At 58.8% G+C, this 25,480-nt stretch carries 21 protein-coding genes; 11 read left to right on the top strand and 10 right to left on the bottom strand.

Annotation, left to right across the window (positions count from 1 at the left end; all coding sequences use genetic code 11):
- Window positions 1-147: 147 nt before the first annotated feature.
- From R1T40_RS05265 to R1T40_RS05250, 4 genes are all read left to right on the top strand, one after another.
- On the top strand, window positions 148-780 hold the full coding sequence (locus tag R1T40_RS05265) for a thiamine phosphate synthase (RefSeq protein WP_317386131.1): 633 nt from the start codon (window positions 148-150) through the stop codon (window positions 778-780).
- Between the two features lie 325 nt (window positions 781-1,105).
- Entirely contained in the window at window positions 1,106-2,014 is a 909-nt protein-coding gene (locus R1T40_RS05260; RefSeq protein WP_317386130.1) for a PfkB family carbohydrate kinase, read from the top strand.
- Window positions 2,011-2,919 (top strand): pseudouridine-5'-phosphate glycosidase, encoded by a 909-nt coding sequence (locus R1T40_RS05255; protein WP_317386129.1) that lies wholly within the window; start codon window positions 2,011-2,013, stop codon window positions 2,917-2,919. The genes R1T40_RS05260 and R1T40_RS05255 overlap by 4 nt, the downstream gene beginning before the upstream one ends.
- Before the next feature lie 86 nt (window positions 2,920-3,005).
- A complete protein-coding gene (locus R1T40_RS05250) occupies window positions 3,006-3,704 on the top strand; it encodes a DUF502 domain-containing protein (RefSeq protein WP_106164085.1) in 699 nt (232 codons plus the stop codon).
- 10 nt (window positions 3,705-3,714) lie between these two features.
- On the opposite strand, the gene R1T40_RS05245 is transcribed toward R1T40_RS05250, so the two are convergent.
- Window positions 3,715-4,743, bottom strand: a complete 1,029-nt coding sequence (locus R1T40_RS05245; RefSeq protein WP_317386128.1) for a patatin-like phospholipase family protein — start codon at window positions 4,741-4,743, stop codon at window positions 3,715-3,717.
- A 70-nt stretch (window positions 4,744-4,813) separates the two neighbouring features.
- Window positions 4,814-5,587: a 3-hydroxybutyrate dehydrogenase gene (locus R1T40_RS05240; protein ID WP_317386127.1), complete on the bottom strand. Its 774-nt coding sequence runs from the start codon at window positions 5,585-5,587 to the stop codon at window positions 4,814-4,816.
- 349 nt (window positions 5,588-5,936) lie between these two features.
- Between R1T40_RS05240 and R1T40_RS05235 the strand changes: the two genes are divergently transcribed.
- Together R1T40_RS05235 and R1T40_RS05230 are read left to right on the top strand one after the other, a co-directional pair.
- Entirely contained in the window at window positions 5,937-7,763 is a 1,827-nt protein-coding gene (locus R1T40_RS05235) for an extracellular solute-binding protein (RefSeq protein ID WP_317386126.1), read from the top strand.
- A gap of 247 nt (window positions 7,764-8,010) precedes the next feature.
- Window positions 8,011-8,229 carry a hypothetical protein gene (locus R1T40_RS05230; RefSeq protein WP_106164081.1) on the top strand — a complete coding sequence of 73 codons (219 nt, stop codon included), beginning with the start codon at window positions 8,011-8,013 and terminating at the stop codon, window positions 8,227-8,229.
- Between the two features lie 33 nt (window positions 8,230-8,262).
- Here the strand turns inward: R1T40_RS05230 and R1T40_RS05225 are convergent, their stop codons facing one another.
- Window positions 8,263-8,886 carry a helix-turn-helix domain-containing protein gene (locus R1T40_RS05225; protein WP_106164080.1) on the bottom strand — a complete coding sequence of 208 codons (624 nt, stop codon included), beginning with the start codon at window positions 8,884-8,886 and terminating at the stop codon, window positions 8,263-8,265.
- 374 nt (window positions 8,887-9,260) lie between these two features.
- On the opposite strand from R1T40_RS05225, the gene R1T40_RS05220 reads away from it, so the two are divergent.
- The gene (locus R1T40_RS05220; protein ID WP_317386125.1) at window positions 9,261-9,962 is read left to right on the top strand and encodes a DsbA family oxidoreductase; all 702 of its coding nucleotides are present in this window, start codon (window positions 9,261-9,263) and stop codon (window positions 9,960-9,962) included.
- A 193-nt stretch (window positions 9,963-10,155) separates the two neighbouring features.
- Entirely contained in the window at window positions 10,156-11,379 is a 1,224-nt protein-coding gene (locus R1T40_RS05215; protein ID WP_317386124.1) for a multidrug effflux MFS transporter, read from the top strand.
- Between the two features lie 62 nt (window positions 11,380-11,441).
- On the opposite strand, the gene mfd is transcribed toward R1T40_RS05215, so the two are convergent.
- A complete protein-coding gene (mfd, locus tag R1T40_RS05210; protein WP_317386123.1) occupies window positions 11,442-14,897 on the bottom strand; it encodes a transcription-repair coupling factor in 3,456 nt (1,151 codons plus the stop codon).
- Between the two features lie 31 nt (window positions 14,898-14,928).
- Window positions 14,929-15,450: a component of SufBCD complex gene (locus tag R1T40_RS05205; RefSeq protein WP_317386122.1), complete on the bottom strand. Its 522-nt coding sequence runs from the start codon at window positions 15,448-15,450 to the stop codon at window positions 14,929-14,931.
- A 180-nt stretch (window positions 15,451-15,630) separates the two neighbouring features.
- On the opposite strand from R1T40_RS05205, the gene hemB reads away from it, so the two are divergent.
- Window positions 15,631-16,629: a porphobilinogen synthase gene (gene hemB, locus R1T40_RS05200; protein ID WP_317386121.1), complete on the top strand. Its 999-nt coding sequence runs from the start codon at window positions 15,631-15,633 to the stop codon at window positions 16,627-16,629.
- A 134-nt stretch (window positions 16,630-16,763) separates the two neighbouring features.
- On the top strand, window positions 16,764-17,336 hold the full coding sequence (locus R1T40_RS05195; protein WP_317386120.1) for a lipid-binding SYLF domain-containing protein: 573 nt from the start codon (window positions 16,764-16,766) through the stop codon (window positions 17,334-17,336).
- 83 nt (window positions 17,337-17,419) lie between these two features.
- Here R1T40_RS05195 and R1T40_RS05190 read toward each other — a convergent pair whose 3' ends face one another.
- A complete protein-coding gene (locus R1T40_RS05190; RefSeq protein WP_317386119.1) occupies window positions 17,420-18,292 on the bottom strand; it encodes an NAD(P)-dependent oxidoreductase in 873 nt (290 codons plus the stop codon).
- 114 nt (window positions 18,293-18,406) lie between these two features.
- Between R1T40_RS05190 and R1T40_RS05185 the strand changes: the two genes are divergently transcribed.
- Window positions 18,407-20,878, top strand: coding sequence for a penicillin acylase family protein (locus tag R1T40_RS05185; protein WP_317386118.1), 2,472 nt, complete (start codon window positions 18,407-18,409; stop codon window positions 20,876-20,878).
- 22 nt (window positions 20,879-20,900) lie between these two features.
- On the opposite strand, the gene hflX is transcribed toward R1T40_RS05185, so the two are convergent.
- From hflX to trkA, 4 genes are all read right to left on the bottom strand, one after another.
- Window positions 20,901-22,172 (bottom strand): GTPase HflX, encoded by a 1,272-nt coding sequence (gene hflX, locus R1T40_RS05180; RefSeq protein ID WP_106164072.1) that lies wholly within the window; start codon window positions 22,170-22,172, stop codon window positions 20,901-20,903.
- Complete coding sequence (gene hfq, locus R1T40_RS05175; protein WP_317386117.1) at window positions 22,172-22,411, bottom strand: RNA chaperone Hfq; 240 nt, start codon at window positions 22,409-22,411, stop codon at window positions 22,172-22,174. Before hfq ends, hflX begins: the two co-directional genes overlap by 1 nt.
- Before the next feature lie 132 nt (window positions 22,412-22,543).
- Window positions 22,544-24,082, bottom strand: coding sequence for a TrkH family potassium uptake protein (locus R1T40_RS05170; protein WP_317386116.1), 1,539 nt, complete (start codon window positions 24,080-24,082; stop codon window positions 22,544-22,546).
- A 1-nt stretch (window position 24,083) separates the two neighbouring features.
- Window positions 24,084-25,460: a Trk system potassium transporter TrkA gene (trkA, locus tag R1T40_RS05165; protein ID WP_317386115.1), complete on the bottom strand. Its 1,377-nt coding sequence runs from the start codon at window positions 25,458-25,460 to the stop codon at window positions 24,084-24,086.
- Between the last annotated feature and the right edge of the window lie 20 nt (window positions 25,461-25,480).

Genomic DNA, 25,480 nt, shown 5'->3' with positions numbered 1-25,480 from the left:
TCCGGGAAAATCGGCTCTGCCATACTGGCTGCGCCGTGCTGGGGCAAGCCTTCGCCCCCTAAAAACAACGGCTCAGGCCCCCGTGATCCTTGCGTTGCGCGCTATTTCCGGTAAATACCCGCCAATCATGCCAACAGGAGCCTGACAATGGACAGCGCAGAGCAGACACCGGAGCAGCCGCAGATTTACCTGGTTACGCCGCCCAGTTTCGAGTTGGGACAATTTCCCGGCCAGCTCGCCCGTGTGCTGGATGAGATCGAAGTCGCCTGCGTGCGCCTCGACCTGGTCAGCCGCGACGAGGACACGCTGAGCCGCGCCGCAGATGCGCTGCGCGAAGTGACCCATGCCCGCGATATTGCGCTGGTGATATCCGATCACCAAATTCTTGCAGAGCGTCTCGGTCTCGATGGTGTGCATCTAACGGATTCCTCGAAATCCGTGCGCAGCGCGCGCAAGGCCCTCGGCACAGAAGCCATTGTCGGCTGTTTCTGCGGCGCCTCTCAGCATGAGGGCATCACCGCTGGCGAAGCGGGCGCTGACTATGTCTGTTTTGGCCCCGTCGGCACGTCCGGGCTTGGTGATGGTGCCATTGCCGAGACTGGCCTGTTTCAGTGGTGGTCAGAGATGATCGAAGTGCCGGTGGTTGCCGAAGGTGGGCTCAGTGCCGATGTGGTGCGCGAGATATCTCCCTTCACGGATTTTTTCGCGGTTGGCGAAGAGATCTGGCGTGAGGACGACGCAGTTGCCGCCATGAAGGCGCTGCAAGCTGCTATGAAATAAGCAAAAACCGGGCTTGGTCATGGTTGGCCACGCCCGCCCCTTTACCGCAGAGTAAAGGGGCGCTCTAAAAACCAGCATCCGGTCAGCGCGCAAGGAAACCACCGCGTGCGATGCGATGCCGATGCCACCAAGACCCATCGCACACACGCCGCAGGACGCGCACAGATGCCCGTGACGCAAGGTCACAGTTATCTCTTAGATTCCGCGGGTTTCGCTCCCTTAGCTGACGAAACAGAGCCGCTTCGGCGGACCTGCCGCGCCGCGCCGTCATTTGCTGTGCCGGAATAGGCTTGCGAGAGGCCGCGAAAGGCGGCAAGAGATCGTCATGACTGATTTCACTGATCGTTCCAAACCTGACATCCTTTGCGTCGGCTCGGTCCTTTGGGACATCATCGGCCGCAGCACTATGGAAATGCAACGTGGCTCTGACATGCCGGGGCGCATTACGCGTCTTCCGGGCGGTGTCGCCATGAATATCGCCATGACCCTGGCGCGTTTCGGCATGAGACCCGCCGTGTTGAGCGCCATCGGGCGCGATCCCGAAGGTGATGAGCTGATTACGGCCTGTGGGCATCTCGGCCTCATCACCGACTACCTCTACCGGTCTGAGGATTTGCCGACGGATCGCTACATGGCGGTCGAAGGTGCCAACGGCTTGATCGCCGCCATCGCCGATGCGCATTCGCTCGAGGCAGCTGGCGACAAAATTCTGCGCCCCCTGATCGATGGCCCCCTGGGTACGGAAGCAGCACCGTTCATCGGTCCCATCGCGCTAGATGGGAACCTGAAACTGGCGCTGCTCGACGATATTGCGACCCATCCCGCATTCGCCGGTGCGGATCTGCGTGTTGCACCCGCCTCGCCGGGCAAGGCTGAGCGTCTGCGCCCGTTCCTGACCCATGGGTGCGGCACGCTCTATGTGAACTTGGAGGAGGCCGGACTGCTGTGCCAGACCACCTTTACCGACAGTAAGACAGCCGCCGATGTGTTGCTCTCTCGCGGCGCCGCCCGCGTGTTGGTGACCGACGGCGGACAATCCGCCACAGAAGCCGACGCCAGTGGCGCCCGCACCCAGGTCCCGCCACGGGTCACCGTGGCGCGTGTGACCGGTGCCGGCGACACCTTCATGGCCGCTCATATCGCCGCAAAGTCCCGGGGCGAGGATCGTGACACCGCTCTCGCATCCGCTCTGCGCGCAGCCGCAACCTACGTATCAGGAGAACCTCCCCTGTGATCAATATCACCTATTCCGCCGAAGTCGAAACAGCCCGCGCCGAAGGTAAGCCCATTGTGGCGCTGGAAAGCACCATTATCACGCACGGCATGCCCTATCCGCAGAATGTCGAAGTCGCCGCACAGGTCGAGGACGACATCCGCGCCGCCGGTGCGGTCCCAGCTACGACCGCTGTCATCGACGGCACTCTGCATGTCGGCCTGGAAGCTGATACGCTGCAGTCACTCGGGCTGGCCGAAGGTGTCGCAAAGCTCTCGCGGGCTGATTTCGCCGCATGTCTTGCCACCGGAGGCACCGGCGCAACCACCGTTGCCGCAACGATGATCGCCGCACGCCTTGCCGGCATTTCCGTATTTGCCACCGGCGGTATCGGCGGTGTTCACAAGGGCGCGGAAACCAGCTTTGACATTTCAGCGGATCTGCTTGAACTGGCGCAGTCACCCGTCACCGTTGTGGCAGCAGGCCCCAAGGCCATTCTCGATGTTCCCAAAACGCTTGAAGTGCTTGAAACACAAGGTGTTCCCGTCATCACCTATGGCCAAGACAGCTTTCCAGCCTTTTGGTCCGCGACCTCTGACCTGACAGCGCCACTGCGCATGGACAGTGCTGCAGATATTGCCCGGGCGCATGTGCTGCGCGGCGCCATGGACATTCCGGGCGGCCAACTGGTGGCAAACCCTATCCCGACAGACGCGCAAATCCCGGCGGAAGTCTTGGCGCCTATCATTGCGCAAGCGCAAAGCGAAGCGGATGCTCAGGGCGTCGTGGGCAAGGACGTGACCCCCTTCCTGCTGCAGCGGATCTTTGAACTGACCGATGGCCGCTCGCTGGAGGCCAATATCGCGCTGGTTCGCAACAATGCACGGCTGGCCGCAGAGATTGCCAAAGAATTGGTCAAGCTCTGAGACAATCGAAACCGGCCGCGTGCGAATCCATTGTAGCGGGGGGCAACAGTCCCTAACTTGCATGCAAGCCAATTAGATAGCAGACAATGAACACGCCATTCGACGACCCCCCGCCTCCGCCGCGCCGCCCCGGGCTGTTTGCCCGGTTGCAGTCCTCGTTTCTGACTGGTCTTGTTGTCATCGCCCCCATCGGGCTGACAATCTGGCTGTTGTGGTCGGTGATGGGATGGGTCGACGGGGTCGTCCTGCCGTTGGTTCCAAGCACCTTCCAACCGGAGCAATACGTCGGCATCAACCTGCGTGGCGTCGGCATGATCATTTTTCTGCTGTTCACCATCGTGGTCGGCTGGGTTGCCAAGGGCATCATCGGCCGATCCATGCTTGGGTATGGCGAGCGCCTCGTGGCGCGTATGCCGGTGGTTCGCTCCATCTATTCCGGGATCAAGCAGATCTCGGAGACCGTCTTTGCCCAGACAGAACGCAGCTTTGAAAAGGCCTGCATGATCCAGTATCCGCGTCGCGGCATCTGGGCGATCGGGTTCATTTCGACCACCGCCAAGGGCGAGATCCTGAAACACGCCGAGACAAGCGGTCGCCTGGTCAGCGTGTTTGTCCCCACCACGCCAAACCCGACATCCGGGTTCCTGCTATATTTCCCGGAGGAAGATGTCATCGAGCTGGACATGTCTGTCGAGGACGCAGCGAAACTGGTGATTTCGGCTGGACTGGTATATCCCAACGGCAAAGATCCTATAGAGGCGTTGGAGGAGGAAACCTCCGCGTAACGGCACCCTCTTAGCCAAACATCGCAGCGAGGTCCGCGCTCTGGCGGTTCCCCAGATCTTGGCGATGAGCATCCAGAAACCCTTCCGCCGCGTCTCTGCCTGCCTGTTTCAGCATATGCAGGACCTGCGGGATCGGTATCAGCTTCGTGGTCACCGAAAGCCGCGTCATCAGATCATCGTCCGAGATCATGTGCACGAGCACCCGCTTCATGCGGCCACTGTCCATCGTGCCCTCCGATATCAGCCGCTGCACGAAGGAAATGGCGCGCAATTCCCGCAAGAGCGAGGAATTGAAGCTGATCTCATTCACCCGGTTCTGAATATCATGCGCGGTTTTGGGAACCTCTTCGCGCACAAGCGGATTGATGTTTACGACGATCAGGTCATCCGGAAGATCACTGCGAAACAGTGGGAACAACGCCGGGTTGCCGGTATAGCCACCATCCCAATAGGCTTCAGAGGCGCCAGTTTCCGGGTTCGGAATCTCTATGGCCTGAAACAGATTTGGCAAACACGCCGAGGCCAGAATGGCATCTGTCGACACATCCCCGCCCGAAAACACCCGCACCTTGCCGGTTTGCACACAGGTCGCGCAGATGTAGAGATCGGGTCCGGCATCCGCACAGACCTCGCCAAAATCAAATTGCTCCACCACGGGGCGGAGCGGGTTTTGGTAAAATGGACCATATGAATAAGGAGAGATGGCCTGACTTATCGCCTCCATCGGCGAAAACGGTGCCATGACCTTCAACACGTTGAGCAGCGGGTTGGCGTCAAAACCGGCGATCCAGTTTGCCATGCGCATGTCTCCGACGGCCCCCATGCGCGCCCAAAGCCGGTCCAGCGAAACTTTCGCCCCGTCCCGCCCATCGCGTGCCATTCCCGCCTTAAAGGCAGCACCGTTCAGAGCGCCAGCCGAGGTGCCGGTGATCGCCGCGATTTCGATTTCCTCGTCTTCGAGCAAGCGATCAAGGACCCCCCACGTGAACGCACCATGCGCGCCGCCGCCCTGCAGGGCCAGGTTGATGCGTTTTACCATTTTGAAATCCAATACTTACGGAGTTTGAGTAGCCGGAGCAGGCCCCGGCTACGTGGTCAAGAATTGCAGCTCAGAGCGCGGTCCAGCCCCCATCCACACTGATCGTGGTGCCGGTGATCTGCTTGGCAGCGTCGGAACACAGAAAGTTCACGGTGCCACCCAGCTGTTCAACTGTCGCAAATTCACGCGACGGCTGACGCTCCAGCATCACCTTCTTGATCACCTCGTCGCGGTCCATGTTGTATTTTTCCATGGTATCCGGGATCTGCGCCTCTACGAGCGGCGTCAGAACATAGCCCGGGCAAACCGCGTTACAGGTGATCGGCTCTTCGGCCGTTTCCAGTCCAACCGCCTTTGTCATACCAACGATGCCGTGTTTGGCGGCGACATAGGCCGTTTTATATGGCGAAGCGGTCAGGCCATGCGCGGAGGCGATATTGACCACCCTGCCCCAACCGGCCTCGCGCATCTTGGGCAAGGCTGCAGCGGTGGTATGAAAGGCGGAGGTCAGGTTGATGGCAATGATCGCATCCCATTTTTCGGTCGGGAATTCATCGATCGGTGCCACATGCTGGATGCCAGCATTGTTCACCAGGATGTCACACCGCCCGGCCTGCTCGATCAGCGCACGGCACTCTTCCGCCTTTGACATGTCGGCCTTGATGTAGCGTACGTCGACACCAAACTCCTCGGTCATTTCCGCTGCCAGCGCGTGATCCTCGCTCGTGTCGGTAAAGGAGTTCAGCACGACATTGGCGCCGGCGCGCGCCAGCTCCCGCGCGACGCCCAGTCCGATCCCTGAATTGGATCCGGTTACAATCGCGGTTTTACCTGTGACGGACATGTTCGTTCCCCTGAGATCGTGGATGGTTTCCGCCAGCAGCTTTGCATGCTGCAGTCGCGAAATAAATCTCCAATCGAAGGGAAATATCTCGTCCCTCAACCATCTGCAGACATGAGGCGATCAGGCTGCTCCCGTATCAAGCAAGTACGATCCGAGACAAAAAAAACGCCGGCGCGAAGCCGGCGTTAAGTTATTGAGGCAGGTTTCATACAGGCAAGAAACCTATCGAGCAGTGACACTGTTATAAGCAATTTCCGGCCTTGGTCCAAGCTAAAAGTTTGAACTCCCTGTAGCGGCGGGATAGCGTTCAGCCATATGAAAATAAGGGCAGCGCAGGATTGTTCTCAAAATGAGACCATTATTTTTCTCACGTCTACGATCCGCAGCAGGTGGAATCGCACTTCTTACAAGCGCAAGTCTCGCGTCGGCAGAATCAGCCCATGGCATAGCTATGTATGGCGCACCAGCGCTTCCTCAGGGTTTTGAGGCGCTTCCGTATGTAAATCCGGAAGCCCCCAAAGGCGGGACTGTCGTGTTTGGCAATCTTGGCGGGTTCGACTCGCTGAATCCGTTCATTCAGAAAGGCAATCCGCCCTGGCAAATGCGGTTTTGGGCTTACGAAAGCCTGATGGGTCGGTCTTATGATGAGCCCTTCACGCTTTATGGGCTGTTGGCCGAATCGATTGAAACTGCAGAGGACCGATCGTGGGTCGAATTTACCCTGCGCGAGGAGGCTGAATTCTCCGACGGCAGCCCGGTCACGGTCGAGGATGTGATCTGGTCCTATGAGACGCTCGGCACCGAGGGCAACCTGCGCTATCGGGGGTTCTGGGCCAAGGTCGACAAGATCGAGCAAACCGGCCCACGCAGCTTGCGCCTGACCTTCAACGTCGAGGATCGAGAACTTGCGCTGATTGCGGGCCTGCGTCCGATATTGAAAAAAGCGCAATGGGACGGCAAATCCTTTGCCGATGCCTCCCCCAGCGAGGTCCCGATCGGGTCTTCACCCTATGTGGTCAGCACGTTCGAGCTTGGCCGCTCGGTGACCTTTGATCGCAACCCCGACTATTGGGGCAAGGATCTGCCGCTGCGCCAGGGCACCAATAACTTCGACACGATGCAGTTGGAGTTCTTCGGCGATCAGACGGTTCTCTTCGAGGCCTTCAAAGCCGGAGACCTCTCGGCCGTGCGCGAATTCAATGCCGCAAAGTGGGACACGGACTATAACTTCACGCGGGTGCAGGACGGCGCGGTGATCAAGACCGAGATCCCGAACCAGAAGCCTTCCGGGATGACCGGGCTGGTCATGAATATGCGCCGTGCGCCATTCGACGACTGGCGGGTTCGCCAAGCGCTGATCGAGGCGTTCAATTATGAATCCATCAACGACACGCTGACCGGCGGCCGCCTGCCCCGCATCACGTCCTATTTCTCCAATTCCTATCTCTCCATGCAACCGGGCCCTGCCACCGGCCGGGTCTCCGAACTGCTGGCGCCCTTCGCCGATGACCTGCCGCCCGGCACGATGGACGGCTATCAACTGCCAGTCAGCGATGGCACCGCAAGCAACCGCAAGAACCTGCGGCGCGCGCGCAAACTGCTACAGGATGCTGGCTGGACCGTCGACAATGGCGTTCTGCAGAATGAGAGTGGCGAGCAACTGGAACTGAAGGTTCTGCTGCAACACGGCAACCTGGGTGAAGCAGAGATGCAAAAGGCCGTCGATATCTACGCCGCCGCGCTGGAACGCCTTGGCATTAAACTCACCACCGATCTGGTAGACGGTGCGCAATATGTAGAACGGCAGAGCAATTACGAGTTCGATCTGACCTTCTTTCGCCGCGCCCTGTCCCTCAGCCCTGGCAATGAACAGATGCTCTACTGGGGCAGCGAAGGCGCTGATCTGCCCGGGTCTCGCAACCTGATGGGGATGAACAGTCCCGCGGCTGAGGCCATGATCCAGCATATGCTGACCACCGATTCTGCTGAGGAGTTCATCTCAGCAACACGGGCACTGGATCGCATCCTGACCGCAGGTCGCTACGTCATCCCGATCTGGCAATACACCAAGAGCCGCATCGCGCATGACGCCAATCTACGCTTTCCTCTGCGGATGCCGATCTATGGTGACGGCTACTACTACATGCCCGAAGTCTGGTGGCACGCCGAAGAATAAGAACCATGGAACCGGCCGCTCAGGCCGGTTTTTTTGCATTTCAGCAGTCACTTAACTGCGCATCCCCGCGGCGTGGCGCATCACGCGAAGACAACATGCCGTGCAGCGTGCCGCCCTCGCATGTGCTTGTGTCCGGCAGCTCATCGCCGAAAATCACAAAAGCTTTAAGTTTCGCTGACAGATTTGTATTTTCTTGCTACATTGACGCCTAGGATTTCGGATTGTGTCCCTAGATGCGAGTGTTCCGATGACAAACTGGACTGACTTCGACTTGACGCGGAGCCTGCCGCGTTTGCAGCAGCGATTTCCCGACCTTGTCGTCGACAGTCGGCTAAGCGCGGTCACGCAGGCGGACGAGCTGATTGAAGTTCTCGCTTCCGCACAAGGTATATCGATGACAGAAGCCCGCGAAGAGATGCGGGATTTTCTTTATCTGGAAAGCCTCAGGGCGGAGCTGACAGCTTGATAGCAGGCGTTTCGGTCTCCCGAACATCGCCCATCAGACCAGGGATGTCACCCACAGGATCGTTGCGTCATCAGAGCTGGTCGAAACCACGTTATGCCCCATGGCGCCGTCATAATAGGCGCTGTCACCACGCCGCATCTCGATGGGTTCGTAAAACTCGGTAAACAGCTTTACGACGCCGGTCAGCACATACATGAACTCTTCCCCGTCATGGCGCACCCAGCCGTCAAATTCGTCAAGCGCCCTTGCCCGCACCCGCGCGCGATACGGCAGCATATTCTTGCGTGTCAGCCCATCCGCCAGAAGTTCATGTTCGTAGGTCGCCGTTGCATGGGCAGATCCCTCGCCGAATTTGGTCACGATCATACGCCCGTTGACCTGATCGCGTTGCGGCGGAGTGAACAGCTGCGGCACCGAAATCTGCAGTCCCACCGCGAGTTTCTTCAACGCCTCGTAGGTTGGCGACATCTGACCGTTTTCGATCTTGGACAACGTGGACCGCGCAAGCCCGGCCTGACTGGCCGCATGCTCCAATGTCCAGTCGCGCTGTTTGCGCAGCTCCCGGACCCGCGCCCCCAGATCAAGAGGTTCAGGGTCGCTCTGGTCGCCGTTGGCATGAGCAATCGAGATCAGTTTCTTCGGGTCGCGTTCTACCATGCACGTCCTATAGAACCGCCTTGGGACCCTTGCAACGCTGACTTGCTCAAATGTCGCTCGCAGGATAGGCATTTCATACTGAATACGCGCGGTTTCGGGATGTCACCACACGAGATTGAAAGAGCCATTGCATTTCAGGATCGACGATCACCATTCGTCGCCTCTGACGTCGAGATCAAGCCGGGGGTGCGCATTCTTATCGGCCTCCTCATAGGTCGCAATGATGTGACCGAAACTGATCTTCGGGCTTTTGCAGATCAGGCGCTCGCAGAGTACAAGAGCCCGAACGCCTGTAAACGACTGGCAGAGGTCCCACCAATCCCGACCGGAAACGCCTCTGCCGCGCCCTGCCCGACCTGTTCAAGGACCAGACCATGACCCAGCCGCTCCCGCATGTGAAACTCGACATCCTTTCCGATCCGATCTGTCCCTGGTGCTATATTGGCAAGACGTTGCTGGATCAGGCACTGGCCGCGCAGCCGGATCATCCGTTCGTGATAGAGTGGCATCCGTTTCAGCTGAACCCGGACATGCCGGCCGGCGGGATGGACCGACGTGAATACCTCGAAGCGAAATTCGGGGGGAAAGACAACGCGGTAAAGGTCTATGCTCAGATCGCAGATCATGCGGCGGAGGCCGGTGTCGAGATCAACTTTGAGGCCATGCAACGCACGCCAAACACCGTAGATGCGCATCGGTTGATCCATTGGGCAGGTCTCGAGTCAAAACAATCTCCCGTGGTTGACGCCCTGTTTCAGGCATATTTTGTCGAGGGGCTGGATATCGGAGATCACGCCGTGCTCTGTGATGTGGCCGAGCGTGCAGGAATGGAACGCGCCGTCGTCGCGAAACTGTTGAGTGGCGACAGCGACATCGAGGATATCCAGTCGCGTGATGCACATTCGCGCGAGGTGGGCGTCAATTCCGTCCCGACCTTCATCATCGCCAATCAGCATGTGGTCCCGGGTGCACAACAACCAGAGCTATGGACCCAAGTCATAGCCGATATTCGCTCACAACTCAGCGCGAACACCGACACGGCTGAAACCGACAATGAAAGCGGTACAATCCACTGATTTAGAAAGGTAATTCACGCATCCAACCGTTTTCAGGTTGCGGATTTGAGACTGGAGCGCACATAACCATGTGCGCTCATTTAACAGTTGAACCACTTTTCCGGCTCCAAAATCCATGTTAGCGCCATTTGGCCGGTGTCCGAACCCGGGGCGATGCTCGTCTCCCGTTCATGTCACCGGGAGAGGTTTACACATGATAAAAACACGCAAATCCCCACTATCGCAGGGTGAATTTATCGCCATGATTGCGATGATGTTTGCGACGATCGCATTCTCGATCGATGCAATGCTGCCCGCCCTGCCGGACATCGGCGCCACGCTGAGCCCGGATGACACCAACCGCGCGCAGTTGATCGTCACCTCCTTTGTATTGGGCATGGGCTGTGGCACGTTTTTCACCGGACCCTTGTCGGACGCTTTTGGCCGCAAGCCGGTCATTTTTGTCGGCTCCAGCCTGTATTGCCTCGGCGCTCTTGCGGCCTATTTCAGCCAATCGCTTGAAACCATCCTGATCTCTCGCGTGCTGATGGGTCTGGGTGCAGCTGCACCACGAGTTGTTGCCATCGCCATCGTACGCGATCTCTATGTCGGTCGGGATATGGCGCGGATCATGTCGCTTGTGATGATGATCTTCACGCTGGTCCCCGCCTTCGCGCCTCTGTTGGGCACTGGCATTATTGCGGTCTCTGACTGGCGCGGTATTTTTGCGGCCTTCGCCATCTTCTCCGTGATTACCGTGGTGTGGATGGGCTTTCGCTTGGTTGAGCCCTTGAAGAAAGAAGACCGTCGCCCCTTGCGGCTGCCACAAATGCTGGCAGCCCTGCGTGAAATGGTGAACCACCCGACGGTCCGTCTGTCGATCTTGGCGCAGACCTTCTGCATGGCAATGCTCTTCACCATCATTGTCATGGTGCAGCCCGCCTATGACGAGGTCTTTGACCGCGCTGAGAGTTTCCCGGTCTGGTTCATGATCGTGGCGCTGATGGCTGGAACGGCCAGTTTCCTCAACGCCTCATTGGTGGGTCGTGTCGGCATGCGTCGCATGGTCACCTGGGCGCTTGGAGTGCAGATCATCGGCAGCAGTGCCATGTTCGTGACGACCCAATTTACCATCGCGGATCCGATGAGCTTTTACATCTTTGTCGCCTGGCAGACGAGCGTGTTCTTCATGGTGGGCCTGACTTTGGGCAACCTGAACGCGATCGCCATGGAACCGATGGGCCATATCGCCGGCATGGCGGCGTCAGTGATGGGCGCAATCTCAACCGTTGCGGCCGCCTTCATCGCGGCTCCGGTTGGCCTGCTGTTCGACGGAACCATTGTGCCGATGGTGGGGGGCGTGCTGACAGCTGCGGTCCTTGCCTTTGTCACCATGCTCCGGATGGGCCGGGTCGAGGCAATGACCGCCGCCGCCTGAGGCGACACCGCATAACATCACAAGTCAAAGCCCTCTCAAGTTACCTTGAGAGGGCTTTTCTTTTAGCTGTTCTTGGCTTTCTTTTTCGCGGCGACGACCTTTTCAGCAAGATCGCGCGCAATGGCAAAGGCGCCTTTGATCTTGTCGCTGTCCTTGCGCCAATCGCGCCGGACAACAATCTTGTTGTCCTTCACCTTCGCAAGCCCATCCTGTGCCTGGATGAATTCAACCAGACCTTGGGGCGAGGCAAACTTGTCGTTGTGGAACTGGATCGTTGCGCCTTTGGGGCCACCGTCCAGTTTGGAAATCCCAGCTTTCTTGCACATCGCCTTGATCCGAACAACAAGCATCAAGGTATTGACCTCTTTGGGCAATTTACCAAACCTGTCAATCAGCTCCGCTGCAAACCCCTCCAGTTCGACCTTGCTGGTCAGCGAGGACAGACGGCGATACAGCCCCAGACGCACATCAAGATCGGGCACATAGGCCTCTGGGATCAACACAGGCACACCAAGGTTGATCTGCGGCGCCCACTGCTCATCGCCCTCGACAAGCCCTTCAACCTCGCCGGATTTGATCTTGGCAATCGCCTCCTCCAGCATCGACTGGTAGAGCTCATACCCCACATCCCGCATCTGACCGGACTGTTCTTCGCCCAGCAGATTGCCCGCGCCCCGGATATCCAGATCCTGCGACGCAAGAGTAAATCCTGCACCGAGTGTATCCAATGAGCCAAGCACCCGCAGCCGTTTCTCGGCGGTATCCGTCAGGCGCTGACGTGGTTTCGTGGTGAGATAGGCATAGGCCCGCGTTTTGGACCGTCCGACCCGGCCCCTTATCTGATAGAGCTGTGCCAGACCGAACATATCCGCGCGGTGCACCACCATGGTATTCGCGGTCGGAATGTCGAGACCCGACTCGACGATCGTCGTGGCCAGCAGGACATCGTATTTACCGTCGTAGAAGGCATTCATGCGGTCATCCAGCTCACCCGCCGCCATCTGTCCATTGGCGACAACATAGGTCAGCTCGGGCAGCTGTTCCTGCAGGAAGGCCTCGATCTCCGGCAGATCTGAAATGCGCGGCACCACGTAAAAGCTCTGCCCGCCCCGGTAATGTTCACGCAGCAAGGCCTCGCGGACGGTCACGGCGTCGAACTCGGTCACATAGGTACGGATCGACAGGCGGTCCACCGGCGGGGTTCCAATGATCGAAAGATCACGGACACCTGTGAGGCTCAATTGCAGGGTCCGCGGAATGGGGGTCGCGGTCAGAGTGAGAACATGAATGTCGGTGCGCAACTGCTTGAGCCGTTCTTTGTGCGCGACACCAAAGTGCTGTTCTTCATCAATGATCAGCAGGCCGAGGTTCTGAAAGCGAATGCTCTTGGCCAGCAGCGCATGGGTGCCCACCACAATGTCCACCGTGCCCTTGGTCAGCCCCTCGCGGGTCTGGCTGGCTTCCTTCGCTGAAACAAAGCGCGACAACTGCCTGACTTCCAAGGGAAAACCACGGAACCTCTCTTTGAATCCTGCTGCGTGCTGGCGCGCCAGAAGCGTGGTCGGTGCGACAATGGCCACCTGCAGCCCCGACATCGCCGCGACAAAGGCCGCGCGCATCGCAACCTCGGTCTTGCCAAAGCCCACATCGCCACAGATCAGGCGATCCATCGGCTGTCCCGAATGCAGATCCCCCATCACGTCCTCGATCGCGCGCAACTGGTCGTCGGTTTCCTGATAGGGGAAGCGCGCAGAGAACTCCTCCCACGCGTGCGGTGGTGGGTCCATCGCAGGCGCCTTGCGCAACGCACGCTCTGCGGCGATGCGGATCAGCCGATCCGCCATCTCTCGGATACGTTCCTTCAGGCGTGCCTTTTTCGCCTGCCAGGCACCGCCGCCCAGCTTGTCGAGAAGACCATCGTCATGGCCATATTTGGACAGCAGCTCGATATTCTCGACCGGCAGATAGAGCTTTGATTGCTCGGCATATTCCAGCAGCAAGCATTCATGAGCCGCCCCGGCCGCAGTCACGACCTCCAGCCCGATGTAGCGCCCGATCCCGTGGTCCACATGCACCACCAGATCCCCCGGCGACAGAGATTGCGCTTCGGTCAGGAAGTTCTCGGCCTTGCGGCGTTTCTTCGGCTTACGGATCAGCCGGTCACCCAGCACGTCCTGTTCCGAGATCACCGTCATATCCGGCGCCTCGAACCCATGCTCCAGCGCCCAGACCGCCAGATGCAGCCCCGATTTGCCAATGCGCGTGCCGTCCAGAACCGGGATGGTCTCCGCAAGGCCTTCGTCTTCGATCAACCCGCTCAGCCGCTCCCGCGCGCCTTCGGAGTAGGACGCGACAACGACTGGCCCCTGGGCAAGCTTCGCCTGAATATGACTGGCCAATGCGCCAAACAGGCTGATACTTTCCTGCTGGCGCTCAGGGGCGAAATTGCGCCCAATACGCCCCCCGGCATCAACCACGCCAGGGCCGGAGGCCTGTGGCAGGGGATGAAACTGAACAGCGCGGTGCTGCGCGATCTGGTTTTCCCATGCGTCATCGTCGAGATACAGAAGCTGCGGTGGCGTTGGTTTGTAAACCGAGTCCATCCGCCCCTTGGCATTCATGGCGATCTTGCGGGTCTCATATTGATCCGCGATGCTGTCCCAGCGGGCGACTCGCGCCGGTGTCAGCTGATCATCCAGCGTGACAATGGCCCCCGGCATATAGTCAAACAAGGTCTCCAGCCGCTCGTGAAAAAACGGCAACCAGTGCTCGATCCCCTGATGCTTGCGCCCGGCGCTAACCGCCTCATAGAGCGGATCATCATTGCCCGCCGCGCCGAACTCGATCCGGTAATTCTGCCGGAACCGGGTGACAGCCGCCTCGTCGAGGATCACCTCGGACACCGGTGCCAGCTCGACCATATCCAGCTTTTCCGTCGTGCGCTGGGTTGCGGGGTCAAATCGGCGCGCACCATCCAGAACATCACCAAAGAAATCCAGGCGCACCGGTCCGCTGACGCCCGGCGGGAAGATATCAATGATGCCGCCGCGAATGGCATAATCGCCAGGCTCCATCACCGTCGGACTTTGGGTAAACCCCATACGAACCAGAAACTTACGAAGCGCAAATTCATCGACCCGACTGTCGACGCGGGCCTTGAACGCCGCCTCTCTCAGTACCTCACGCGCGGGAATTCTCTGCGTTGCCGCGTTCAGGGTCGTCAGCAGGATGAACTGTCGGGGCATGCCATGAACCAGCGCCGCCAAGGTGGCCATCCGCGCGGCGGAGATATCTGCATTTGGCGACACCCGGTCATATGGCAGGCAATCCCATCCGGGGAACACGACAACCGGCACATCAGGCGCGAAGAAGCGCAGCGCCGACCTCATGGCCTCCATCCGCTTGTCATCGCGCGCAATGTGCAGAACCGGCGCCGCGCTGCGCTCCATCTCGCGCAGCACCAAACGGGCATCAAAGCCCTCGGGGGCGCCGCCCATGACGACAGATTGTTGGGTCATGAGGTTTCCCTTTTTCACGTTCTACCTCCGCTCAACCGAGCACTCCGATGGTCAGATTCTGATACATGCCCCAGATCCCGGTGACAAAAATCGACACGACCCCCACCAGCTGAATAGAGATCCGGGTGCGTGTCAGGCGCCGACGCAATGCCTCATCGTCATGAGGCGCTTTCAGGATCCGCGCAGCGCGCAGATTGATGAGCGCAACGATGTTCATCGGCAAAAGCATCAACACCACGGCCTGAGCAAACTCGACACCGTAAATGAAGCCCAGCATCAACAACGAGGTGGTCACGAAGAATGCGAAGGCCGTCATCAGAAATCCTGAAACATCAGATATATACAAAAGACGGTTCACCTGGATACGCACGGCATCCTGCAGGTCTTGCGCGGTTTGCCCACCAATGCGCGCGGCGCGTCCGACCATGTCATAGGGCACCCCAAGCACCCAATGGCTGGCAGAAGACCACAAGACCGCAAGCGCGATCCAATACCACAGGTTGGAGAAGGACCGGAGGTCGATCAACTCGACGATGAGACTAAACAGATCCAAGGTTGGTCCATTTCCTGATGTAGTGTCATATAGATGCGCACAGACGCGGCACCCGCCCTGTATCCATTGCCCGGCCTGCGGACACAAGTGCTGCTGCGGCAGAAATGCGCAGCTACAGCACTTGTGAAACACCGTTGTTCCATGTCACCCATAGGCACCGGATTTTTACAAGAGACCGAGATGCCTCCCATCATTGCCTCCTTTCCCACCGCCCGTCCCCGTCGTCTTCGCGCCTCCGCAGCGCTACGCAACCTCACGCGGGAGCACGAGCTGTCGGTCAATGATCTGATCTGGCCCGTCTTTGTGCGCGACGGCGAAGGCATAGAGGAGCCCGTGCCCTCCATGCCCGGCGTAGTGCGGCGCTCCGTTGACAAAGTTGTGGAGGCCGCAGTTGAGGCGCATGCCTTGGGCATCCCGGCGATCTGCCTGTTTCCCTATACTGACTCCGCACTGAAGACCGAGGATTGCGCTGAAGCCTGGAACCCGGACAACCTGTGCAACCGGGCCATTCGTGGCATCAAGGCCGCGGTTCCGGACCTCGCCGTAATGACCGATGTGGCACTGGACCCTTACAACATCAACGGCCACGATGGTTTTGTTATAGATGGTGAAATCCGCAATGATGAAACGGTGGCGGCACTGGTGAAGATGACTGTCGCGCAGGCTGAGGCCGGCGCCGACATCATCGGGCCCTCCGATATGATGGATGGCCGTATTGGCGCAATGCGGAGCGCATTGGAAACCAATGGATTTCAGAATGTTACGATCCTGTCTTACTCCGCAAAATATGCCTCGGGTTTCTATGGTCCGTTCCGCGATGCGGTGGGTGCATCCGGTGCGCTGACCGGCGACAAGAAGACCTACCAGATGGATCCCGGCAATGTGGACGAGGCGATGCGCATGATCGCGCGGGACCTGCAGGAGGGCGCCGATATGGTCATGGTCAAGCCCGGGTTGCCCTATCTGGACATCTGCAACCGAGTGAAAAGAGACTTCGCCGTGCCGACATTTGCCTATCAGGTGTCTGGCGAATACGCGATGATCCAGGCCGCAGCGCTCAATGGCTGGATTGATGGCGAAAAGGTCATGCTTGAAAGCCTGATGGCGTTTCGCCGTGCGGGCTGTGACGGGGTCCTGACCTATTTTGCACCGCAAGTGGCCCGGTTGCTGAACGGCTGATCGACCAAGCGTGTTCACAAGAGCGGGAACCTGCCCAATGACATTCGCTTCGAGATGACAGGCGGGCAGAATGCGCTTATAATCTCGCGCAACAAGATGCAGAAAGCATCGCAACAACTTGCAGGTACAATGAAATGAGCAGAGATAATACCAAGCTATCCCGCCGCGCCTTTACCACGGCAGGTCTTGCCTCTCTCGGCGTGACCGCGGCCTGTGGCAACGGAATTGGCAATACCAACAACGTGAAGATTGACGCGCGCGTCAACACCACCTTGAACCAGATGTACAACCGCTACCCCGGTACCCGTGATCTGGCGGAGAAATCGGCAGGGATGCTGGTCATTCCGCTCGTGACCGAAGCGGGGTTCATCTTTGGCGGTGCCTACGGTCGCGGGGCTTTGCGCATCAATGGTGCCACAGTTGACTACTACGCCGCGATCAAGGGCAACGCGGGGCTGCAAATTGGCGCGCAGCAATATGCGCATGTCCTGTTCTTCATGACCGACGCGGCGCTTGCCCGTTTCCGTCGCTCCTCCGGCTGGACCGCTGGCGCGGATCTGGAATATGTCGTCAAGGATGAAGGCAACGCCCTGACCGCAGACACCAATACATTGACCGCGCCTGTTATCGCTGCGGTCTTCGGTCAAGCCGGGTTGCGCATCGGCGCGACTTTGGAAGGGTCCAAATACACTCGCATCATCCCCTGACCCGCGATCTTCCTTTTAGATCAAAACGATAAAAGCCTCCCCGCATGTGGGAGGCTTTTCATTTTTCAGGCCTTATTGGGCAGTTACCCCATCGCGCGAAGGCGTTTAATCAGCGCCGAAGTATCCCAACGCCCGCCGCCAAGTTTCTGCACATCCTTGTAGAACTGATCCACCAGCGCCGTGACTGGGAGGCTGGCCTCAATGTCGTCCGCCGCATCGAGACAGATGCCCAGATCCTTGCGCATCCAATCAACGGCAAATCCATGATCGAAGTGGTCATCCAGCATTGTCTCGTAGCGATTGGCCATCTGCCAGCTACCGGCCGCGCCTTGGCTGATCACCTCCACGACTGCGCGCCCATCCAGACCGGCCTTCTCCGCAAAATGCAGCGCCTCGCTCAGCCCTTGGACAAGTCCTGCGATGGCGATCTGATTACACATCTTGGTCATTTGGCCCGCACCGCTTTCGCCAATGCGTCGGCAGATACGTGAATAGGCATCCATGATCGGAGCTGCGGCCTCAAAATGGCTGGCATCCCCACCGCACATGATGGACAGGGCGCCGTTTTCCGCGCCGGCCTGGCCACCGGAAATTGGCGCATCGACAAACCCGATATTCACAACCTGCGCGGCGGCATAAAGCTCCTCCGTCACCTGAGCAGACACCGTGGTGTGATCCACAAAGATACTGCCGGCTGTCATTCCGGCAAATGCACCATCATCGCCCAGGCAAACGGATCTCAGATCATCGTCATTTCCGACGCAAGACATCACGAAATCCGCACCCTCGGCAGCCTCGCGCGGCGTCAGCGCAAAAGCGCCGCCATTGACGGAGGCCCAAGCCTCAGCCTTTGCAGTCGTGCGGTTATAAACCGTAACGCTATAGCCCGCCTTTTGCAGGTGTGCGGCCATAGGATACCCCATGACCCCCAGCCCCAGGAACGCAACTTTTGTCATGTCCTTTCCCCTCGTTCTGTCTTCGCCTATGTTGGCGCCAACCGTAGCAGCAGCAATCCAAAGCGCAATGCGGCATGGCAACAAACATCGAGATACCAAGGGAATAGACAACGAATGGCACGCCTCTTCCGCTGGCTCCTACGCCTGACTGCCGGTACAATTCTGCTCGGCGTCGCAGCCGCACTGCTGGTCTATTTTCTCGCGGCTCAATCGTTGCCCGACTACAATAAGGAAATCGCCCTGCCCGGCCCCACGGCTCCGGTGGAAATTGTGCGCGACAATGCCAATGTTCCGCATATTTTTGGAAGCTTCGGCGCTTCGGATGAGGATGTGTTCTTTGGTCTTGGCTATGCGCATGCGCAGGACCGACTGTGGCAAATGGCTGTCATGCGCCGCACCGCACAGGGACGCCTGTCAGAGGTATTTGGCGTACGTACCGTCAAAACCGACAGCTTCCTGCGTCGGCTCGATCTCTACGGGACGGCGCGCCGCTCCGTTTCGGCACAAAGCCCCGAGGCCCTGAGCGCGCTCAAGGCCTACGCCGCTGGAGTCAATGCGCGCTTGCAGGAGATCAACGAAGACGCGCTTGGCCGTGGGGCGCCAGAGATGTTTCTGTTCAACATGCCGATCGCGCCGTGGCAACCCGCAGACAGCATCGCAATGATGAAGTTGATGGCGCTGCAATTGTCGTCTCAGCTGCAAGAGGAAATCCTGCGGGCCCAAACCTCTATCGCCCTCGATGATCCCGCTCGGCTCTCTGACATCCTTCCCGATGTTCCAGGAGCGGGAACTGCGACTTTGCCGGAATACACCAGCCTCTTTCCCGAGCTTAACGGCCTCACGTTGCAGGAACCGCAGGTCGCGGCCCTGATGCCCGTTGCCCCACGCGGGTTGGGCGGTGCCTCCAACGCCTGGGCCGCGGCGCCCAGCCGGTCCGCGTCCGGCGGAACGCTTCTGGCCAATGACCCTCACCTCAACCTGACCGCTCCGGGCGCTTGGTATTTGGCCCGTCTGGAACTGGGGACCGGCGGGGTCATCGGTGGCACCATCCCTGGCATCCCCGCAGTTCTGACTGGGCGGACGCAACAAATGGGCTGGGGGCTGACTTCTTCCTACCTCGATGATCAGGACTTGTTCATTGAGAAGATCAATCCCGACAACGCACAGGAATACCTGTCCCCCAACGGCTACAAGGACTTTGTCACCCGTCCATCGATCGTGCAGATCAAGGGAAGCGCGCCGCTGACGTTGACCCTGCGCTGGACGGAAAACGGCCCTGTGCTCCCCGGCTCTCTGTTCGACCTCGCATCGATCACCCCACCCGGTCATGTTGTCAGCCTTGGCTGGACAGCATTGTCGGAAACCGACACCTCGCTCACCGCCGCGCTGGAGCTGATGAGGGCCAATAGCATCGAGCAAGCGATTGCTGCGGGTGAACAATTTATTGCTCCGTCACAGAACCTGACGCTCGTGGACAGCGATGGCATCGCGCTCAAGACCATTGGCGCAATGCCGGAGCGTGATCTGCGCAACCAAAGTCAGGGTCGGTTGCCAAACCAGGGCTGGCGCCGGGAAAACAGGTGGCAAGGGCGGCTGCCCTATGCCGCGAACCCGGAGTTCATTGATCCCCGCGGTGGCATTCTCGGAAACACCAACAACAAGCTGGTGGAACGGCCATTCCCCAATCACGTCTCGTATAATTGGGGTGACACTCAGCGGATCAATCGCTGGCGTCGCCTGATGCAGGCCCGTGAAGTCCACACCCGCGACAGCTTTATCGAGGCGCAGCTCGATGCCGTCTCATATAGCGCACAAACTCTCCTGCCACTGATCGGTGCGGATCTTTGGTACGCCGAAGAAGCCGCGCCGGAGGGCACGCGCGAACGTCAGCGACACATCGCCTTGTCGCTGCTGGCAGAGTGGAATGGCGAGATGAATGAGCATTTGCCAGAACCGCTCATCTACGCCAGCTGGGTCAGGGCGTTGCAAAAACGACTGATCGAAGATGATCTCGGGCCGCTTTCTGATGCGTTTTCCCGTGTAGACCCCTTGTTCTTGGAACGTGTGTTCCGCGATGTCGATGGTGCCAGTGCTTGGTGCAACGTGCAACAAAGCGCACCAACAGAGACATGCACGGATATGGCCCGGCGGGCTCTCGATGATGCACTGGTCTATATCAGCGAGAAATACGGCAGTCGGCTGGAAACCCTGCGATGGGGCGATGCACATCAAGCAACACAAGATCATGAGATTCTCGGCGACGTGCCCCTGTTGCGTCATTTTGTGAATATTCGCCAGTCCACCAGCGGTGGCGACAACACGCTACAGCGCGGCTTGACCTCTGGGCAGGAACCAGAGCCGTTCAATAATGTACACGCAGCAGGCTATCGCGGGGTCTATGATTTCGCGGACCCTGACAGCTCTGTTTTCATCATCGCTACGGGCCAGTCCGGACATTTCCTGTCGCGCTACTATGACGACATGGCTCAGTTCTGGCGCCGTGGCGAATATATACCGATGTCATTGGATGAAAATCTGGCACGCGCGGCCGCCGTGGGCATCACCCGCATCCTGCCAAGGCAGTAGAGCGAATAAATACGCAGCGCTTTCAAAGCGCTGCGTATTGCGCCTTCTGTTTGTCGGTCCAGCGCACGGTGATTTCGAAACCGGCTTCAGTCTGGTCTTCGGACAACACAACATCCTGCTTGAAGAGCCAAGCCCGCTGCCTACCTTGAGAAAACGCAAGACTAAGAGTCTCTGTATGCCGCGCGCCCTGCAATTTGATCGCAATGTCATCCAGCAAGGCGGGCAGACCTTCGCCTGTGATCGCAGAAATCGCGTAAAGCTCTTCGCTGCGCTCGGCACGTTTCCGGCATGCATCGGCCTCTTCTTCAGAGAGGCGGTCAATTTTGTTCCAGACCTCAATCATCGGCCGATCTTCATCGACACCCAGAGAGTTGAGGATCTGCCGAACATCTTCGGCCTGATTTTCGGTCTCATCGTGGCTGATGTCACGCACGTGCAGAATGACGTCTGCGGCAAGTACTTCTTCAAGCGTTGCCCGGAATGAAGCAACCAATTCAGTTGGAAGATCGGAGATAAACCCGACGGTGTCCGACAGGATCACTTCCGGTCCATCTGGGAGTTCCACCCGTCGCATCGTGGGGTCAAGCGTGGCAAAGAGCATGTCTTTCGCCATCACATCAGCGCCCGTCAAGCGATTGAAAACTGTGGATTTACCGGCGTTGGTATAGCCCACCAGAGCCACAATCGGATAAGGAACCTTCGCCCGTGCCGCGCGATGCAATGTCCGGGTTTTCACCACCTTGTCGAGCTGGCGGCGCAAGCGGACCAGCTGCTCGTCAATGGCGCGCCGGTCGGCCTCGATCTGCGTTTCGCCGGGACCGCCGACAAAACCAAGTCCACCACGCTGACGTTCCAGGTGGGTCCAAGCTCTCACCAATCGCGTACGCTGATAGTTCAGCGCCGCCATTTCCACCTGCAGCACGCCCTCACGGGTGCGCGCGCGATCCGAGAAAATCTCCAGGATCAGACCGGTCCGGTCCAAAATCTTGACCTTCCAGGCCTTTTCCAGATTGCGCTGCTGCACGGGGCTGACCGGGCCGTCGACCAGCACCAATTCCACGTCTGAGGCTAGAAATATCGCCTTCAGCTCTTCGATTTTGCCGGAGCCAAACAGCATGCCGGCATGCGCCTTGGGAAGGCCTACGACGGTCGACCCGACCACATCAAGGTCGGGCAAGGCGGCCGCAAGCGCGACACCTTCTTCCAGCGCCGGAACCGCGTCACGGCGTGTTCTGTCGGATTTGATATCCGGATGCAGAACCCAGGCGCGGGTCCGCTTCCTGTCGTGCTCCATCAATTAAAGTCTTCACCCTCGTAGAGACTGATCGGCTGAGCCGGCATGATGGTGGAGATCGCATGTTTGTACACGAGCTGCGACTGGCCATCACGGCGCAGCAAAACACAGAAGTTATCGAACCAAGTGATCACGCCCTGCAGTTTAACGCCATTGATCAGAAAGATTGTGACCGGAACTTTTGTTTTGCGAACGTGGTTCAGGAATGCGTCCTGAAGATTCTGTCTGTCCGAAGCCATTTGTTTATTATCTCGCCTTTTTTCTTGTTACGCGCTGCGGCCCAACGCGTCCCTTGTGCAGAGTATGGACGCAGATTTCGAGGGTTTCCACCCGAAAAACGTCACTTTTCTACGTGGGTTAAGTGGTTTCTGTCAGTTGCGCCACAGATTTGGCGACAAAAGCGCGATAATGGCAAGTGTTTCCAGACGCCCCAGAACCATGGCAAAACACAAGATCAGTTTTACAGGCGCCTCCATCAGACCCAACTCGATCGGGAATTGCCCGGCCGCTTCGATCAAAGGACCGGTTGTCGACAGTCCTGCCACAGCAAGAATCATAGCTTGTTCAAAGGGAACCCCAAATGCGGAGAGCGCCACGCAGATCAGTGCCAGCGAAAGCGCGAACAGCATGAAAAAGATCCAGGCCACAAAGGCCCCATTGCTTTGCAGACGACGGTTCCCGCGCCCTTCGCCACTGACAGAGGAAGGCAGGACAAGCCGCTCCATCTCTCGCAACCCATTGAGATAAAGCGCATAAACCCTCAACAGCTTCACCCCGCCCGCCGTGGTCGCAACGCCACCGCCCATGACTGCAAGTCCCAGAAGGATCATCCCGGGCGTCTCCAGCCCCGACCATTCCTGCGCACTGAACCAATAGGCGCTTTCAAACCCCGTGGTGGTCAAAAAGGACGTGACCGTGAAAAGGGCGCCCCAGAAGGACGCCAGCCCCATCATGAGATCATCGGAGGTATTGACCTCTAGTGACGCGATCCAATGGCGCAGAAACAGCAAAGTGGGCACGCCGATGATAATCAGCATACCGGTGCGAAACTCCGGGTCCTTGTCGAGCCGCCCATGACCAACGGCAACGGTATCGCTGGAAAATGTCAGGCGCGACAGGGCAAACAGCAAGAAGAGGAGCATCACCATCTCACCAGCCACGCCAGCCTGCGCCGCGCCGATACCGCCCACCGGCGACACGCCAGAGGTTGCCATGATCGACATCGCATGGCTGACGGCAACCAGGCCAGTCTCGCCGCACAATACCAGCAGAACCGCCAGTGCCAGCGTCAGACCGATATACACCGGCGCCAGCGCCTTGGTCACGAGGATCAGCTTGCGCCGCGGATCGGGGCGCTGGTTTTCACGCAAAATCGCGTCACTGCGCCCAGGTTCGGCCCGGGTGGTCACCTCAAAGCCGCCCAGCGACAGCGGTGCAAGCACCGCGGATGCAGCGATCCACATGAACATCCCGCCCATCCAGGCCACCAGCGCCCGCCACAGATGAACTGATTGCGGCACTCGTCCTGGTTGGTCATAGACATCGGCCCCTGTCGTTGTCAGAGAGCTGACCATGTCAAAGTACGCATTGAGGTAGCTTGTGTTCTGCAAAGCATCCTGCAGGGGAATCGCCAGGTACAGCGGCAAAAACACAAAGGTTGCCAGCAGCGTCATCAGCTGCCCGGGCATCCCGTAGCGTGGAACACGGTTGGCAACCGATAGCGCGATGAAGGTCACGAACGTCAGACCAACAATCCCGGAATAAAAGAAACTCTGAGAGGTCTGATGGTCGTCGACCAACACCGCATGGATTGCTGGGATCCACATGGCGATCGCAAAGATGCCCCAGATCAGCAGCAGCAATGGCAGACGCAGGATGCCACGGACCTGAGAGCGAGGACGGCGCGGCATCCTAGAAGTAATCGATCGAGACCTGCATCAGGCGCTCGACCTCCCGCACATCTGCAGCCATGGCGAAGAGCGCGATGGTATCGCCCGCCTCGATCCTCAGTCCACCTCTAGGCCGCACGACCTCGCCATTCTTGGACACCGCTCCAACCAAAACCCCCTCGGGGAAATCGATGTCGCGAATGGCCTGCCCGGCCATGGGCGAGGTGGACAGTACCTCGGTTTCGATCACTTCGGCCTCGGCATCGCCAATGGAATAGACTTGCCGGATGCGCCCATAGCGGATGTGACGCAGGATCGAACTGACGGTCGTGGCGCGCGGGTTGATATGGGCATCAATGCCGAGATGCGGCAGCAGCGGCAGCAAGGTCGGATCATTGATCAGCGCAATGGCAAAGGGGCAGCCTTCGGTTTTCGCCCGCACTGCGGCCAGCATATTGGTCTTATCATCATCGGTCACCGCCAACATCGCATCGGCCTTGTCGATGCCAGCCTCGATCATCAGGCCGCGATCCAGGCCATCACCGTTCAACACGATGGTCCGCTCCAGCTCTTCTGCAGCCCTTTCAGCGTGTTTACGGCTTTTCTCAATCACCTTGACGCGAGTGCGGCCGGGGCGTTCTTCCAAAGCCTTGGCGACCTCCAACCCGACATTACCGCCGCCGACGATTACAACGCGCTCCTGACGTTTCTCCGTTTTACCAAAGACTTCCATCGTGCGGCTAACGTCATCAGAATGGCAAAACACATAGGCTGCGTCGCCCACAAACAGTTGATCGCCCGGCTCTGGCGCAAACAAGGTGCCCTCACGCCGCACGCCCACAACGATTGCACGCAACGTCGAGAACAGCTCGGTCAGCTGCCGCAGCGGCGTGTTCACCACCGGGCAGTCTTCGTCGACATGAATGCCCAGCAGCTGAGCACGCCCGTCCATGAAGACTTCGGTATCAAAGGCCGCAGGTGCGCGCAGACGCTGCATTGCAGCAGCAGCCACCTCGCGCTCGGGGCTGATCACCACATCAATGGGCAAATGATTGCGTCGGTAGAGATCAGAGTAGATGGCGTTCAGATAGCTTTTGGCGCGCAACCGCGCGATCTTGCGCTGTATCGAAAACACCGAATGGGCCACCTGACAGGTGACCATATTCACCTCGTCCGAATGGGTGGCGGCGATGATCATGTCCGCGTCACGTGCCCCCGCGCGATCAAGCACATCCGGGTATGAGGCAAAGCCCGCAATCCCTTGAACATCAAGCGTATCTGTCGCACGGCGCACCAAATCCGGATTGTTGTCCACAACGGTGACATCGTTGTGCTCACCCGACAGGTGACGCGCGATCTGCCAACCGACCTGCCCGGCACCACAGATAATAACCTTCATCGATACGCTCTCCGGGCACT

This window comes from Tritonibacter scottomollicae (assembly GCF_032924845.1).
GTDB lineage: Bacteria > Pseudomonadota > Alphaproteobacteria > Rhodobacterales > Rhodobacteraceae > Epibacterium > Epibacterium scottomollicae.
This window is presented reverse-complemented; position numbering and strand designations above follow the sequence as displayed.

Excerpts from the sequence above, each read along its gene's own strand:
- R1T40_RS05265 (WP_317386131.1), top strand. The coding sequence starts at position 148 with ATGGACAGCGCAGAGCAGACACCGGAGCAGCCGCAGATTTACCTGGTT.
- R1T40_RS05260 (WP_317386130.1), top strand. The coding sequence starts at position 1,106 with ATGACTGATTTCACTGATCGTTCCAAACCTGACATCCTTTGCGTCGGC.
- R1T40_RS05250 (WP_106164085.1), top strand. The coding sequence starts at position 3,006 with ATGAACACGCCATTCGACGACCCCCCGCCTCCGCCGCGCCGCCCCGGG.
- R1T40_RS05245 (WP_317386128.1), bottom strand. The coding sequence starts at position 4,743 with ATGGTAAAACGCATCAACCTGGCCCTGCAGGGCGGCGGCGCGCATGGT.
- R1T40_RS05240 (WP_317386127.1), bottom strand. The coding sequence starts at position 5,587 with ATGTCCGTCACAGGTAAAACCGCGATTGTAACCGGATCCAATTCAGGG.
- R1T40_RS05235 (WP_317386126.1), top strand. The coding sequence starts at position 5,937 with ATGAGACCATTATTTTTCTCACGTCTACGATCCGCAGCAGGTGGAATC.
- R1T40_RS05230 (WP_106164081.1), top strand. The coding sequence starts at position 8,011 with ATGACAAACTGGACTGACTTCGACTTGACGCGGAGCCTGCCGCGTTTG.
- R1T40_RS05225 (WP_106164080.1), bottom strand. The coding sequence starts at position 8,886 with ATGGTAGAACGCGACCCGAAGAAACTGATCTCGATTGCTCATGCCAAC.
- R1T40_RS05220 (WP_317386125.1), top strand. The coding sequence starts at position 9,261 with ATGACCCAGCCGCTCCCGCATGTGAAACTCGACATCCTTTCCGATCCG.
- R1T40_RS05215 (WP_317386124.1), top strand. The coding sequence starts at position 10,156 with ATGATAAAAACACGCAAATCCCCACTATCGCAGGGTGAATTTATCGCC.
- mfd (WP_317386123.1), bottom strand. The coding sequence starts at position 14,897 with ATGACCCAACAATCTGTCGTCATGGGCGGCGCCCCCGAGGGCTTTGAT.
- hemB (WP_317386121.1), top strand. The coding sequence starts at position 15,631 with ATGCCTCCCATCATTGCCTCCTTTCCCACCGCCCGTCCCCGTCGTCTT.
- R1T40_RS05195 (WP_317386120.1), top strand. The coding sequence starts at position 16,764 with ATGAGCAGAGATAATACCAAGCTATCCCGCCGCGCCTTTACCACGGCA.
- R1T40_RS05190 (WP_317386119.1), bottom strand. The coding sequence starts at position 18,292 with ATGACAAAAGTTGCGTTCCTGGGGCTGGGGGTCATGGGGTATCCTATG.
- R1T40_RS05185 (WP_317386118.1), top strand. The coding sequence starts at position 18,407 with ATGGCACGCCTCTTCCGCTGGCTCCTACGCCTGACTGCCGGTACAATT.
- hflX (WP_106164072.1), bottom strand. The coding sequence starts at position 22,172 with ATGGAGCACGACAGGAAGCGGACCCGCGCCTGGGTTCTGCATCCGGAT.
- hfq (WP_317386117.1), bottom strand. The coding sequence starts at position 22,411 with ATGGCTTCGGACAGACAGAATCTTCAGGACGCATTCCTGAACCACGTT.
- R1T40_RS05170 (WP_317386116.1), bottom strand. The coding sequence starts at position 24,082 with ATGCCGCGCCGTCCTCGCTCTCAGGTCCGTGGCATCCTGCGTCTGCCA.
- trkA (WP_317386115.1), bottom strand. The coding sequence starts at position 25,460 with ATGAAGGTTATTATCTGTGGTGCCGGGCAGGTCGGTTGGCAGATCGCG.